Source organism: Limnohabitans sp. (genome assembly GCF_031539175.1).
Lineage (GTDB): Bacteria > Pseudomonadota > Gammaproteobacteria > Burkholderiales > Burkholderiaceae_C > Limnohabitans.
In genome coordinates, this window is the sequence record NZ_JAVKLQ010000059.1 from 63699 (window position 1) to 77648 (window position 13950).

The following is a 13950-nucleotide window of genomic DNA, read 5'->3' on the forward strand; positions in this document are numbered from 1 at the left end:
CAATTAGCTGAACAAACGGCGCGCTTGCGGCGAGCCAGCCGACAAATCACGCGCATCCAAGGTGTTGTAGAGCGCCATCAAGTCACGGGCAATCGCGCCCACCGCGGGTTCGGACAGGGGCTGGCCGTTGTCATCGGTGACGGCGCCGTCCATCTCGCGGGCGAGTTCGAGGGCAGTTTGGATCATGCGGGCAAAGGGCTCTTCGGCGCGGTCGACCTGAGGCACGTCCAGCGACAAAGTGATTTCGCGAATCGCCGATTGCGCGGGGTCTTCCGACATGGCGGCTTGGGTGTCAAACACCAGCCCCAAAATGGGCGGCAAGCCCGCGGTGGCGGCAGGCACCACCATGCGCCCGGGAATGACGCCGGGTACAAACCCCAAACGCGCGGCGTTTTGTTGCACATAGCCTGGGCTCCATGCGGCTTTGACGGCTTTCAAGGTGAAGCTCAGTTGCGCGTCATGGGCGCTGGCAAACCCATCGAGTTCGCGGGCGCGCGCCACCACCTCGAGCATGTCTGGAAACTCAGGGGCGCCATTGATACCATCGGCAAAGGCTTGTGTTTTCAAGACGAATTCTGAAAACTCAATTTCGTTCAACGCGCCCGTGCGGTTGGCCAATTGCACACCGGTTTGGAAGGTGCTGTAGCGCTGGCCACTGCAGGGGACTTCCCAGACACCGGTTTCGGCGTTCAAGCCCTCGACGCTGAACAACTTGCTGCCCACACGTCGGGTGGCGGGCAACGCGGCCATGGCGGCTTCGCCTGACACAGGGTGGTCGATGTCAATGGCTGCAATCAGGTCGATCAGCCCATCCAGATTGGGGCGTTTTTCGGGCTGCAGCATCGCAGGGGCTGCGCCGCCATCCATGACTTTGTCGATCATGGGCTCTAGATTGGGGCGGTTTTGTTGCGCGGCAGGCGATGCCAATGACGCCGTGTTGGCTTGGACCTTGGCTGTGCGGGCCAATTCGGCTTCGTCAGGCACGCGCAGGGCGTGCAAGGTGGCCTCTTGCATCATGGTGCGGGCCATGTCACTGACGGGATCCAAGGTGGGTTCGGTGAATGCGCTGGCGTGCGTGTCCGACGCGCGCTCATAGACCGGCGATGGGTAAGTGTTGGCGGCAGGTGCGTCAAACGAGGGCTCTTGCGCGCGGTCGTTGGCAGGGGCCGTCGTGGCCGCTGTGTTGCTGTCAACAGGGTCTTGCGGCTGTGGCTGGGCTTGGCGTGGTTTGTTTTTACGCGAGGTCCAGGTGCTGTGCGCGACCACGCCAGCCAGCACCACGCCGCCTGCGATTGCTAAACCAATTTGAAGTGTGCTCATGCTGATGCTTAAAGGTTCAAACGGGTTCGACCATAGACACGGCCGACTCCATGTCAACGGCCACGATGCGAGAAACGCCTTGTTCCTGCATGGTCACGCCGATGAGTTGTTCTGCCATTTCCATGGCAATTTTGTTGTGTGAAATAAAGAGGAATTGTGTCTCTTTGGACATGCTCGACACCAGTTTGGCATAACGCTCGGTGTTGGCGTCATCCAACGGCGCATCCACCTCGTCCAGCAAACAAAACGGCGCTGGGTTGAGTTGGAAGATGGCAAACACCAACGCAATCGCGGTCAACGCTTTTTCACCGCCGGACAGCAAATGAATGGTTTGGTTTTTCTTGCCGGGAGGCTGGGCCATCACCTGCACGCCAGAGTCCAAAATTTCTTCACCGGTCATCACCAAACGGGCATTACCGCCCCCGAACAACTCGGGGAACATGCGGCCAAAGTGCTCGTTGACGATCTTGAACGTGCCACCCAGCAGCTCGCGGGTTTCGCCATCGATTTTGCGAATGGCGTCTTCCAGCGTGTTCATGGCGTCGGTCAAGTCTTTGGTTTGCGAGTCCAAGAACACCTTGCGCTCGCTGGCTATGGCCAACTCGTCCAAGGCGGCCAAGTTGACGGCGCCCAAGGCGGTGATGTCGCGGTTCAAGCGGTCAATCTCGCCTTGCAGACCGCTCAAACGCACGTTGTTGGCTTGGATGGACGCACCCACAGCCTCGAGATCGGCTTGGGCATCGGCCAGCAGCTGGCTGTATTGCTCTAAACCCAAACGCGCGGCTTGTTCTTTCAACTGGAAGTCGGTGATGCGTTGGCGCAAAGGCTCCAACTCACGCTCCAACTGCAAACGGCGCTCATCGCTGGCCCGCAGCTTGGTGGTGAGGTCGTCGTATTCGCTGCGCTTGGCGCCCAAGGCGGCTTCGCGCTCCATCTTCACGTTCAAGGCGTTTTGCAGGCCGGCTTGTGCGGCCGCATCGGTCAAGCGGGTGAGGTCTTCTTGCACACGCGCTTCTTCGGCGGCCACCGAGGCGGCTTGCTGCGTGGCGGTGTCGATGATGCGCTTGAGCTCGGCCTCGCGGGTTGCCAAGCTGCGTTGCGAGAACTGCGCTTCTTGGGCTTGACGCTCTAAGCTGCGTTGTTGTTCGCGGCTGTCGTTCAGGCGGCGCTCGGCGTTGATGACGGCATCGTCGAGCTGGGCGTGACGCTCTTGGCTGTCGGCCAATTGCATGTCCAGCTCTTCAAAACGACCTTCGGCGTTCACGCGGCGCTCTTGCAAGTCGGCCAATTGGGCTTCCACCTCGGCCAAATCGCCGCTCAACTGAGCGCTGCGGGCGCGGGTTTGCTCGGCCAATTGCGTGAGGCGCAAGGTTTCGACCTGCAATTTGTGGGCACGCGCTTGGGCCGCCGTGGCCTCGGCGCGGATGCTGACCAAGCGCTGCGACGACTCGCTGTAAGCAGCCTCGGCACGCACCAAGTTGTGGCGTGCTTCGTCGCTGATGAAGGCCTGTGCTTTCGTGCTTTTGTCGAGGTTTTCGATCTCTTGCGCACGGGCCAGCAGGCCCGATTGGGCGCTGTCTTGCGCGTAAAACGTGACGCTGTGGGCGCTGATGGCATGGCCACTGGGCACATAGATCACTTGGCCGGGCTGCAAACTGGCGCGTTTGGCCAATGCCTCGTCCAGATTCGGGGCAGTGAAACAGCCACTCAGCCAGTCCGTCAGCAACGCTTGAAGGCCTGCGTCGTTCAAACGCAGCAAGTCAGACAAGCGCGGCAACGCACTGGCGCTGCCAGGCACTGAGGCGATGGGCGGTGTGTAAAACGCCAATTTGGCGGGCGGTGCATCGGTTTGGAACGCACGCACGATGTCCAAGCGACTGACTTCCAAAGAAGCCATGCGCTCGCGCAACGCAGCTTCTAAGGCGTTTTCCCAGCCTGCATCGATGTGAATGCGGCTCCACAACGCTTGCAAACCGTCCAACCCATGCTTGGCCAGCCAAGGTTTGAGTTTGTCGTCGGTTTGCACTTTTTCTTGCAAAGCCTTCAGGGCCTCCAAACGGGCGGAAATATCGGCCTGTTTGGCTTGCTCCGTGTTGACGGCTTGCTGTGCGGTGCGGCGGGCTTCGTCGAGCTGCGGCACATGGGCTTGCAACTCTTCAAGTTGAGCCGCCGTAATTTCGGCGGTGGCTTGGGCGTCTTGCAACTGTTCTTGCAGGTTCACCAAACGCACCTCATCGGGCGAGGCCAAGGCGTTGCGGTCGGCACTCAAGCGCTCGTGGCGGCTGTTGAGTTGGCGGCTTTGCTCTTCAATGTTGCGTTGGTCCGCGGCCAGCACCTGAATTTGCTGCTGCACCTGCGCCACGGCGGCGCGCTGTTCGTTGCTGCGCTGTTGGGCGGTGCGCACAGCTTCTTCCAAATCGGGCAGCTGCATGGCCTGCTCTTCAACTTGGGCGGCGAGCATGACAGCGCGCTCTTCACCGTCCATGGCGGCGGCGGCCAAGTTTTCAATTTCTTGATGCGCTGTTTCGGACTGTGCAGCCCAGTGCGTCGTTTGCTCTTTGATTTGCACCAAACGGGCTTCGGCGCGCTGGCGGCCTTCCACCACAAAACGAATTTCTGCTTCCAAGCGCCCCACTTCGGCGCTGGCTTCGTACAACGCCCCTTGGGCTTGGTTCACCTGATCGCTCGCCGCGTAGTGGGCTTGGCGAACGGTTTCAAGGTCGGCTTCGATGTGGCGCAAATCGGCAATGCGCGACTCCAGGTCGTTCACGGCCTTGTCAGCTTGGGTTTTCAAGCCCAATTGGTCCGCCTCGGCTTCGGCGCGGCGCAAGAACCACAGCTGGTGCTGCTTGAGCGTGACATCACCTTGCAGGGCGTGATAACGCTGGGCCACTTCGGCCTGTTTTTCGAGCTTTTCGAGGTTCGCGTTCAACTCGCGCAAGATGTCTTCGACGCGGGTCAAGTTCTCGCGGGTGTCGCTCAAGCGGTTTTCGGTTTCGCGACGACGCTCTTTGTATTTAGAAACGCCAGCGGCCTCTTCCAAGAACAAACGCAGCTCTTCAGGGCGCGATTCAATGATGCGGCTGATCGTGCCCTGACCAATGATGGCGTAGGCGCGTGGTCCCAAGCCCGTGCCCAAAAACACGTCTTGCACGTCACGACGACGCACGGGTTGGTTGTTGATGAAGTAGCTCGAGCCGCCGTCACGGGTCAGCACACGCTTGACCGCAATCTCGGGAAACTGGCTCCATTGGCCGCCAGCACGGTGGTCGGCGTTGTCAAACACCAATTCCACGCTCGAGCGGCTGGCCGCTTTGCGGGTGGTGGTGCCATTGAAAATGACGTCTTGCATGGACTCGCCACGCAACTCACTGGCTTTGCTTTCGCCCAGCACCCAGCGCACCGCATCCATGATGTTCGATTTACCGCAGCCATTGGGGCCCACCACCCCGACCAATTGGCCAGGCAGCAGAAAATTGGTCGGTTCAGCGAAGGACTTGAAACCCGATAACTTAATTGAATTCAGACGCACCGAAAAACCTCTTGTTGCAGAGGGTCGATCATAAAGCGGCGAGCCAAGTACGCACCTCTGCTTGCAAGGCCAACAAATCAGGCTTCAAAGCGAGGTACTGGCCGCGGACGCGATCCAGCGCTTCCTGGCGGCTCGTTTGGTACAAATCGGTCATACCTTGCGCCAAAGATTCGCCCGTGAACAAAGGCATGAAGCCCTTGAGGGCGTGCAAGGCATGCTCCACTTTCAACGCCTCTTGCGCGACCAAAGCCGCATCAATGATGGCCATTTCTTGGCCCAAGCTTTGTTCAAACGTCATCATCAACTCGCGGAGCTGTTCTGGGTCAAAGGCAAACTCTTTGGCGCGGTTTAGATCGAGGAGCATGGCAAATAATTAAAGTGTTCAAATCAATGGGGCAAGACGTGCGTCTAGCGCGGGGATAATAGCAGCCATGAACCCCTTGCTTTTAAGTCTACAGCCCTATCCTTTCGAGCGGCTGAAGCAACTTTTTGCCCCCATCACCCCCAACCCAGCCTTTGCGCCCATCAGCCTAGGTATTGGTGAGCCGCGTCACGCCACGCCACGCTTGGTGCTCGACGCATTGAGCCACGCTACCGATGCGCTGGCGGCCTACCCCGCCACCGCAGGTTTGCCCGCTCTGCGCGCGTCTTGTGCGGCTTGGGTGCAACGCCGCTATGGTTTAACGATCGACGCGGCCACCCAAGTGTTGCCCGTGAACGGCTCTCGCGAGGCTTTGTTTGCCTTCGCGCAAACAGTGATTGACCCGACCAAGCTGGACAAGAACGGGAACCGCCTTGAGGCCGTGGTGGTCTGCCCCAACCCGTTTTATCAAATCTACGAAGGTGCCGCGCTGTTGGCGGGGGCGAAGCCCTATTACGCGCCCAGCGACCCTGCCTTGAATTTCAACGTCAATTGGGACAAGGTGCCAGCCGACGTGTGGGCCAAGACCCAATTGCTGTTCGTGTGCTCACCCGGCAACCCCACGGGCGCGGTGATGCCCATGGCCGATTGGGAAAAACTCTTTGCTTTGAGCGATCAATACGGCTTCGTCATTGCCAGCGACGAGTGCTACAGCGAGATTTATTTCCGCGAAGAAGCCCCTTTGGGGGGCTTAGAAGCCGCCGCCAAGCTGGGCCGGTCCGACTTTAAAAACTTGGTGGCGTTCACCAGCCTGTCCAAGCGCAGCAATGTACCGGGTATGCGCAGTGGTTTTGTGGCGGGCGATGCCAACATCTTGAAACAATTTTTGCTCTACCGCACCTACCACGGCTCGGCCATGAGCGGCATGGTGCAAGCCGCCAGCATCGCCGCGTGGGACGACGAGGCCCATGTGGTGGCCAATCGTGAGCAATACCGCCAAAAGTTTGCGGCTGTTACCCCTCTGTTGGCAGAAGTCATGGATGTACGCTTGCCAGACGCTGGTTTTTACCTCTGGGCGGCGGTCCCGGGTGGCGACGATGTCGCCTTCGCGCGCGAACTATTGGCTCAATACAATGTGACAGTTTTGCCCGGTAGCTACTTGGCGCGTGAAGGCGCTGGCGTGGACGGCGGCGCAGGCTTTAACCCCGGGGCTGGTCGAATTCGCATGGCCTTGGTGGCTGAAACTGCTGAGTGCGTCGAAGCAGCGCAACGTATCGTGGCATTTGTCAAAAACGCCCTTTCCTAAATTTCATTTCATTTCAACGAAGAAGAGAAGACAACCATGGCTCAACACCAACTGCAACACATCATCGACAACGCTTGGGACAACCGTGCCAACATCAATGGCGCAAACGTTTCGCACGAAGTGAGCGACGCAGTCGACCATGTGATTTCTGAATTAGATGCGGGCCGCTTGCGCGTGGCGACCCGTGAAGCCGTGGGCCAATGGACAGTTCACCAATGGATCAAAAAAGCAGTGCTGTTGTCGTTCCGTTTGAAAGACAACCGCATCATGAAATCAGGCGACTTGGCCTTCTACGACAAAGTCGACACCAAGTTTGGCCAGATGACAGAAGAAGAACTCAAAGCAACTGGCGTGCGCGTGGTGCCGCCTGCTGTGGCACGTCGTGGCAGCTTTATCGCCTCTGGCGCGATTTTGATGCCCTCTTACGTGAACATCGGCGCTTATGTTGATTCAGGCACCATGGTTGACACATGGGCCACCGTGGGTTCATGCGCACAAGTGGGCAAAAACGTGCACCTGTCTGGTGGCGTGGGCTTGGGCGGCGTGTTGGAGCCTTTGCAAGCCAACCCCACCATCATTGAAGACAACTGCTTCATTGGCGCACGTTCTGAAGTGGTCGAAGGCGTCATCGTCGAAGAAAACTCGGTGTTGGGCATGGGCGTGTACATCGGCCAAAGCACACCGTTGTTCGACCGTGCCACTGGCGAAATCAGCTACGGTCGCGTGCCTAGCGGTTCCGTCGTGGTCAGCGGCAACATCCCTAAAGTCGCTGCGAATGGTGCACCTTACAGCATGTACGCTGCGATCATCGTCAAACGCGTGGACGCACAAACACGCTCGAAGACCAGCATCAACGACTTGTTGCGCGATTAATTTCACGCCTTATCTGTCTATCAGGCCCTTTCGATGTCTCGCACCCTCCAGCTCACCGAGCAACTCATTTCGCGCCCTTCGGTCACCCCCGAGGACGCGGGCTGTTTGGACATCATCACCACAAGGCTTGCGCCTTTGGGTTTTGAGTGCGAGCGCATCGACAGCGGGCCAGACACCTTTCGCGTGAGCAACCTGTGGGCTGTTCTGCGCAGCAAGCAGGCAAACGCCAAAACACTGGTGTTTGCAGGCCATACCGACGTGGTGCCCACCGGCCCCATTGACCAATGGACCAGCGACCCCTTCACCCCCACCCACCGTGACGGCAAATTGTTTGGTCGCGGTGCCAGCGACATGAAAGCGTCACTGGCGGCTATGGTGGTGGCTTGTGAAGAGTTTGCTGCCGCCCAAGCGGATGCCAACATCAACATCGCCTTCTTGCTCACCAGCGATGAAGAAGGCCCGGCGTTAGATGGCACGGCGAAGGTTTGCGAAGCCCTGACAGCACGTGGCGAAAAACTCGACTGGTGCATCGTGGGCGAGCCCACCTCGGTGGAACGCACCGGCGACATGATCAAAAACGGCCGACGCGGCACGATGAGCGGCAAGCTCAATGTCAAAGGCGTCCAAGGCCACATTGCCTACCCGCAACTCGCCAAAAACCCCATCCATTTGCTCAGCCCTGCATTGGCAGAGTTGGTGGCGATTGAATGGGACCGAGGCAACGATTTCTTCCCACCCACCAGCTGGCAAGTGAGCAACATCCACGCAGGCACGGGTGCGAGCAACGTGATTCCCGGCGAATGCGTGGTGGACTTTAATTTCCGCTTTTGCACCGAATCCACGCCTGAGCAACTGCAACAGCGCCTCACAGCCGTACTGCAAAAACACAGCTTGGACTTCGACCTCAAGTGGACCGTTGGCGGACTGCCCTTCCTCACCACGCCTGGTGACTTGGTCGGAGCCGTGCAACGCGCCATTTACGACGAAACCGGCCTTGACACCGAACTGTCCACCACGGGTGGCACCAGCGACGGGCGCTTCATCGCACAAGTCTGCCCGCAAGTCATTGAACTTGGCCCACCCAATGCCACCATCCACAAGATCAACGAATTTGTGGCCGTGGCTGATTTGGATCCCCTGAAAAACATTTACCGCCGTGTGCTGGAACAGCTGCACGGCTTGGCCTCACAGGCCAACACGTCCGCACAATGAACCCATCCATGACACTTAGCGCGCTCATCGCACAGAGCGCGCAGCAGCTTGATGCTGCCCACACCGCAGGCAATTTGAGCTTTGGCCACGGCACCACCAACGCCGCCGACGAAGCTGCCTGGCTGGTGCTGTGGAAGCTGGGTTTGCCACTTGACACCGATGTGTCGGACGACGTGCACAACCTCGAATTGCCCGCCACCCAAGTGGCCAGCGTGCATGCTTTCATTGAGCACCGCATTGCCAGCCGCAAGCCTGCGGCTTACCTCACGCAAGAGGCGTGGTTGCAAGGTGTGTCGTTCTACATCGACGAACGCGCCATCGTGCCGCGCTCGCTCATTGCCGAAGTGTTGGCCGAAGGCAGCATCGACCCTTGGCTCGACCCCAACACCACGCGCGTGCTCGACCTCTGCACCGGCAATGGCAGCCTCGGCATCTTGGCGGCACTCGCCTTCCCTGACATCACGGTACAGGGCTTGGACTTGTCCAAAGACGCTTTGGCTGTGGCCCAGATCAACATCGAACGCCACGGCCTTGAAGGCCGCATGACGCTTGCCGAATCGGATGGTTTAGCCAAAGCCGATGGCGTCTTTGACCTCATCTTGTGCAACCCACCTTATGTGAACGCACAAAGCATGTCTGAGTTGCCTGCCGAGTTCAAGGCTGAGCCCGCGCTCGCTTTGGCTGGTGGTGATGACGGCATGGACTTTATTCGCCAAATGCTGCGCGACGCCCCAGCACACATGAGCGAACACGCGGTTCTGGTTTTAGAAATTGGCCACGAACGCGATTACTTTGAAGCAGCCTTTCCCCATTTAGATGTCGTGTGGCTATCGACCAGTGCTGGTGACGACCAGGTCTTACTCCTCACACGCCAAGCAATTGCTGAAGGCGCAAATACTCAATGATCACGATTAAAAATGTCACCTTGCGCCGCTGTGCCAAGGTGTTGCTCGAAGGCGCCACCGTCACCCTCAACCCCGGTGAAAAAGTAGGCTTGGTGGGCCGCAACGGCGCAGGAAAATCTTCGCTGTTCGCGTTGCTCAACGGCAACTTGCAAGAAGACACAGGCGAGTTTTACATTCCCACGCAATGGCGTATGGGCCAAGTGTCCCAAGACATGCCAGAGACCGAGCAAAGCGCGACCGAGTTCGTGATTGAAGGTGACACCGTCTTGAACGATGCACGCGCCGAAGTCAAAGCCGCAGAAACCACCGACGACGGAGAGCGTTTGGGCAACGCCTACATGGCCTTGTACGACGCAGGCGAGCACGATGCGCAATCCCGCGCACAAGCGCTCATCCTCGGGCTGGGCTTTAAAACGACCGAGCTCGACAACCCTGTGAACAGCTTCTCAGGCGGTTGGCGCATGCGCTTGCAATTGGCGCGTGCGCTGATGTGCCCGTCTGACTTGCTGCTGCTCGATGAGCCCACCAACCACTTGGACTTGGACGCTTTGGTGTGGCTCGAAGCTTGGCTCAAGCGCTACGAAGGCACGATGGTCGTCATCAGCCATGACCGCGAATTTTTGGATGCGGTGACCAACGTCACCCTGCACATCGACGCGGGCAAATTGGTGCGCTACGGCGGCAACTACAGCAAGTTTGAAGACATGCGCGCCGAGCAAATGGAGCTCCAACAAAACGCGTTTGCCAAACAGCAAGACAAGATTGCGCATTTGCAAAAGTTCATTGCGCGCTTCAAGGCCAAGGCCAGCAAAGCCAAGCAAGCGCAAAGCCGCGTCAAGGCTTTGGACCGCATGGAAAAAATTGCGCCTTTGTTGGCCGAGGCCGACTTCAGCTTCGAATTCAAAGAACCCGCCAACTTGCCCAACCCCATGTTGAGCATGCAAGGCGTGAGCGTGGGCTACACTGCCCCTGCTGACGCGCCTGCGGGCACACCACCCACGGTCATCGTGCACAACGTCAGCCGATCGGTGCTGGCGGGCCAGCGCATCGGCATCTTGGGTGCCAACGGCCAAGGTAAATCCACGCTGGTGAAAACCATTGCGCGTGACTTGGGCGCTTTGGGCGGCGAAGTGACCGAAGGCAAAGGCCTGAACATCGGCTACTTTGCGCAGCAAGAACTCGACGTGTTGCACCCCGCAGACAACCCGCTCGACCACATGATTGCGTTGGCGAAAAAGCTCACCAACGACGGCAAACTGGCCGGCCAAGCCACCCGCGAGCAAGACTTGCGCAGCTTCTTGGGCCAGTTCAACTTTGGCGGCGACATGGTCAAACAAGCCGTGGGCAGCATGAGCGGTGGCGAAAAAGCCCGACTCGTGCTGTGCATGTTGGTGTGGCAACGCCCCAACCTCTTGCTGATGGACGAGCCCACCAACCACTTGGACTTGGCCACCCGCGAAGCGCTGAGCATGGCACTGAACGAATTTGAAGGTACCGTGATGCTGGTCAGCCACGACCGTGCGTTGTTGCGTGCCGTGTGTGACGAGTTCTGGATGGTGTCACGCGGTGGCGTCGAGCCCTTTGACGGCGACTTGGACGACTACCAACGCTACCTGCTCGACGAAGGCAAACGCTTGCGTGCTGAGGCTGTGGCGGCTGCCAATGCGGCGGTGCTCAAGCCTGCTGTTGTTGCGCCTGTGGCTGAAGTGGCAACACCTGTCGTGCAAGCTGCTCCGCCCGTGGTGAACACGAATTCGCCTGCGGCGAAGGCAGCTGCACCTATCGCCTCTCGCGACCAACGCAAAGAAGACGCGCAACTGCGCAAAGACATCAACGAGAAAAAACGCCCGTTGAAAAAAGAGTTGGATGGCGTGGAAAAAACCATGGCCACGCTGGAGTCAGAGAAGACCGCTCTGCACGACAAACTTGCCACGCCCTTGCCCCCCGCCGACATCGCTGAAGCAGGCAAACGCCTCAAAGCGGTAGAAGATGAACTGGCTCAGTTAGAGCTGCGTTGGCTAGAGCTGACTGAGGCGATGGACGCGATTGAAGCCGCCATGGCTTAAGCCACGGGCCTGACAAACTTCATTCTGCTTTCACGTTGGCGGCCTTGATGACCTTGCCCCATCGCTCGTACTCGGTCTTGATGTAATCCGAAAAATCGGCTGGCGATTTGTTGGGGTGCACCGACGCCCCGATCGCCGCAAAGCGGTCTTGCACCTCTTTGGTGTTCAGCCCCTTGGCGATGGCGACTTGTATTTTCTGAACAATGTCAGCGGGTGTGCCCGCCGGGGCACCCAAACCAAACCATGGCGACACCACCAACCCCGGATAGCCCGACTCTTTCGCTGTCGGGACGTTGGGCAATTGTGGCGAGCGTTTGTCAGACAACACCGCGAGCGCTTTGATGCGGTCTGCTTTGATTTGCGGCATCGCCACAACCAATGAGCTTTGAAAGTCTAGCAATGTTGAGCCGCCAATCAGATCTTGAATTTGCTGCGTCGCGCCTTTGTAAGGCACATGGTTGAGTTTGGTGCCCGACTGCATCTGAAACAGCTCGGCGGCTAGATGCGGAACGGTGGCCACGCCCGGTGTGCCATATGCCAACTTTTCGGGGTTGGCTTTGGCGTAGTGGGTGAGCTCGGCGAGCGTGTTGAAGGGCGCGTTGTTGTTGGCAACCACGATGGGGGTCATGGAGACCATGTTGCTGATCGGCGCAAAGTCTTTGAACGTGTCAAAAGGCGCGTTACCCAAGTGCGGTGCAATGGCCACAGTGATGACCAGCAAGCCAATTGTGTAGCCATCTGCCGGTGCTTTGGCCAAAACACCATGACCCAAGGCGCCATTGCCACCAGGCCTGTTTTCAACAATGACAGGTTGTTTGAATTCTTCTCGCAGGATATTCGCGGCTTCTCGTCCGACAAGATCGGTGGGGCCACCGGCCGGAAACGGCACGATCAATCGAATGGGTTTGTGAGGCCAGTCTGGTGTTTGCGCCAAAACTGGAGCGAGACAACAACTCACGAAGAGACTGAGGATGAGTTTTTTCATAAATGTCTTTTTTCTGCTGTTCATGCGTCTTGATGGCAAGCGCAGTTGATTCGACGAGATTAGAGAGCCATCAACAAGTGTGTAAACCCGTGGATTTGCCCACTGAATTGCGCGCTGCACCAAATGATGGCGGGAAACGAGCACAGCCATGCCCAGAAAAATCGGTTCAAGCCGAAGAACCAAAACACCAAAAAGTGAAAGAGTGCAGCCACGCTACAAAACACGACGGCTAAGTGTGGGTCGATCAGGCTCAAGGGAAACAAAATTTCCCAAACCATGAAGGCCCAAGAACCCAGCATGGCCAGCCATTTGTTGCGAAGCACATGCGTGGCGGGCAGCGGCCCATAAATTGCCCCGTTTAAAAAGATGCTCATGGCAGAACCATTGCGCCACTCAGGCCGTAACACTTTCACCGAGCCCGACATGAAATACGACGTAATGGACTGAATGGCGATGTACCAAAAACCTGCAAACCATCCCAATGGCACCAGGCCCAATGCGCCCAGCACTTGCGAGATCAGCAACCCCGTCAACACCACCAAGGTCATGAAGTCGCTGCCGCCATTGAACGCACCGCGCCAACGAATGAGGATCAGCAAGTTGCCTAAAAACAAGAACCCAATCAGCGGCAACGATGCCCCTTGTAGAGCCAACACCACAGCGCCCAGCAAACGCAGCAGCAAATGAAATTGGTGCACACGCGGCTTGAACAACACATCGAGCACCGCACGCGCAGGCGCATTAGGAATATCGGCACGTTGCAATGACCAAGACCACAAGCCCTCGTTGCGCGTCGCCTTGCCCATCCGCAAATATTCCAGTGTTTGAATCAACAAACTCCAAGCAAACAAAATTTCAGTGGCGCGAATAGCGATCAGCATGCGACCACCGGCGACGTCATCATCACTTGCGTGTCTACAGTTCCTGAGCGCTGATCGAGCACCATGCGCAGTTCAAACTGGCTGTGGGTGAAGTTGGGGTCAGGCGCACGCAGCACTTGTTCGACCAAGCGGGACACCATGGCAAATGTCACCAAATCGCGGGGGTCTGCGCCCTCCGGCAAGTCATACAAATCGGCCCAAAAATGATCCACCAAATTTTGTTGCGCCAGTCCTAAATTGGTATCGGGGTTGTGCACCAGATGGTGCAAGCGCCTGATGCGGCGTGGGTAAATCAGCAGCCAATCCGACCACTGTAATTCGCCAGAGGGTGACGACACCGCAGAACGTGCGTACAGGTGCGGCACATGTCCCACGGCATGAAAAAACTTCCAATTAGGGAAAAACGCCCGCAATAAAAACAGCCAAGGCCCTTTGATAATGGGACTCTTCAGCAGCAAGGTGGCCAGCAACACCAAAAAATAGAAGACAAATAAAAGTTCTGTCATGTG

11 protein-coding genes are annotated in these 13950 nt (G+C 57.9%); 5 read left to right on the top strand and 6 right to left on the bottom strand.

What is annotated here, in order from left to right; genetic code table 11:
• Positions 1-3 precede the first annotated feature (3 nt).
• The 3 genes from RMS95_RS10750 to RMS95_RS10760 are packed head-to-tail and all read right to left on the bottom strand — an operon-like array spanning position 4 to position 5216.
• A complete protein-coding gene (locus RMS95_RS10750) occupies positions 4-1320 on the bottom strand; it encodes a cell division protein ZipA C-terminal FtsZ-binding domain-containing protein (RefSeq protein WP_310646046.1) in 1317 nt (438 codons plus the stop codon).
• A gap of 16 nt (positions 1321-1336) precedes the next feature.
• A complete protein-coding gene (gene smc / locus RMS95_RS10755; RefSeq protein ID WP_310646047.1) occupies positions 1337-4852 on the bottom strand; it encodes a chromosome segregation protein SMC in 3516 nt (1171 codons plus the stop codon).
• Positions 4853-4880: 28 nt separating this feature from the next.
• On the bottom strand, positions 4881-5216 hold the full coding sequence (locus RMS95_RS10760; protein WP_310646049.1) for a hypothetical protein: 336 nt from the start codon (positions 5214-5216) through the stop codon (positions 4881-4883).
• Positions 5217-5283: 67 nt separating this feature from the next.
• Between RMS95_RS10760 and dapC the strand changes: the two genes are divergently transcribed.
• The 5 genes from dapC to RMS95_RS10785 are packed head-to-tail and all read left to right on the top strand — an operon-like array spanning position 5284 to position 11575.
• Complete coding sequence (gene dapC, locus RMS95_RS10765) at positions 5284-6519, top strand: succinyldiaminopimelate transaminase (RefSeq protein ID WP_310646051.1); 1236 nt, start codon at positions 5284-5286, stop codon at positions 6517-6519.
• Positions 6520-6555: 36 nt separating this feature from the next.
• Positions 6556-7392: a 2,3,4,5-tetrahydropyridine-2,6-dicarboxylate N-succinyltransferase gene (dapD, locus tag RMS95_RS10770; protein WP_310646053.1), complete on the top strand. Its 837-nt coding sequence runs from the start codon at positions 6556-6558 to the stop codon at positions 7390-7392.
• 33 nt (positions 7393-7425) lie between these two features.
• Positions 7426-8604, top strand: coding sequence for a succinyl-diaminopimelate desuccinylase (gene dapE, locus RMS95_RS10775; RefSeq protein WP_310646055.1), 1179 nt, complete (start codon positions 7426-7428; stop codon positions 8602-8604).
• Between the two features lie 8 nt (positions 8605-8612).
• On the top strand, positions 8613-9509 hold the full coding sequence (gene prmB, locus RMS95_RS10780; protein ID WP_310646056.1) for a 50S ribosomal protein L3 N(5)-glutamine methyltransferase: 897 nt from the start codon (positions 8613-8615) through the stop codon (positions 9507-9509).
• On the top strand, positions 9506-11575 hold the full coding sequence (locus RMS95_RS10785; protein WP_310646057.1) for an ATP-binding cassette domain-containing protein: 2070 nt from the start codon (positions 9506-9508) through the stop codon (positions 11573-11575). The genes prmB and RMS95_RS10785 overlap by 4 nt, the downstream gene beginning before the upstream one ends.
• A gap of 19 nt (positions 11576-11594) precedes the next feature.
• On the opposite strand, the gene RMS95_RS10790 is transcribed toward RMS95_RS10785, so the two are convergent.
• Genes RMS95_RS10790 through RMS95_RS10800 form a run of 3 tightly spaced genes read right to left on the bottom strand, consistent with a single transcriptional unit; the run spans position 11595 to position 13947 of the window.
• On the bottom strand, positions 11595-12560 hold the full coding sequence (locus RMS95_RS10790) for a tripartite tricarboxylate transporter substrate binding protein (RefSeq protein ID WP_310646059.1): 966 nt from the start codon (positions 12558-12560) through the stop codon (positions 11595-11597).
• Positions 12561-12619: 59 nt separating this feature from the next.
• Positions 12620-13441 carry a hypothetical protein gene (locus tag RMS95_RS10795; protein ID WP_310646060.1) on the bottom strand — a complete coding sequence of 274 codons (822 nt, stop codon included), beginning with the start codon at positions 13439-13441 and terminating at the stop codon, positions 12620-12622.
• Entirely contained in the window at positions 13435-13947 is a 513-nt protein-coding gene (locus RMS95_RS10800) for a hypothetical protein (protein WP_310646061.1), read from the bottom strand. The genes RMS95_RS10795 and RMS95_RS10800 overlap by 7 nt, the downstream gene beginning before the upstream one ends.
• Positions 13948-13950 lie beyond the last annotated feature (3 nt).

Coding starts and splice junctions, on each gene's coding strand:
- dapD (WP_310646053.1), top strand. CDS start 6,556: ATGGCTCAACACCAACTGCAACACATCATCGACAACGCTTGGGACAAC.
- RMS95_RS10800 (WP_310646061.1), bottom strand. CDS start 13,947: ATGACAGAACTTTTATTTGTCTTCTATTTTTTGGTGTTGCTGGCCACC.
- RMS95_RS10785 (WP_310646057.1), top strand. CDS start 9,506: ATGATCACGATTAAAAATGTCACCTTGCGCCGCTGTGCCAAGGTGTTG.
- prmB (WP_310646056.1), top strand. CDS start 8,613: ATGACACTTAGCGCGCTCATCGCACAGAGCGCGCAGCAGCTTGATGCT.
- RMS95_RS10760 (WP_310646049.1), bottom strand. CDS start 5,216: ATGCTCCTCGATCTAAACCGCGCCAAAGAGTTTGCCTTTGACCCAGAA.
- dapE (WP_310646055.1), top strand. CDS start 7,426: ATGTCTCGCACCCTCCAGCTCACCGAGCAACTCATTTCGCGCCCTTCG.
- RMS95_RS10750 (WP_310646046.1), bottom strand. CDS start 1,320: ATGAGCACACTTCAAATTGGTTTAGCAATCGCAGGCGGCGTGGTGCTG.
- RMS95_RS10795 (WP_310646060.1), bottom strand. CDS start 13,441: ATGCTGATCGCTATTCGCGCCACTGAAATTTTGTTTGCTTGGAGTTTG.
- RMS95_RS10790 (WP_310646059.1), bottom strand. CDS start 12,560: ATGAAAAAACTCATCCTCAGTCTCTTCGTGAGTTGTTGTCTCGCTCCA.
- dapC (WP_310646051.1), top strand. CDS start 5,284: ATGAACCCCTTGCTTTTAAGTCTACAGCCCTATCCTTTCGAGCGGCTG.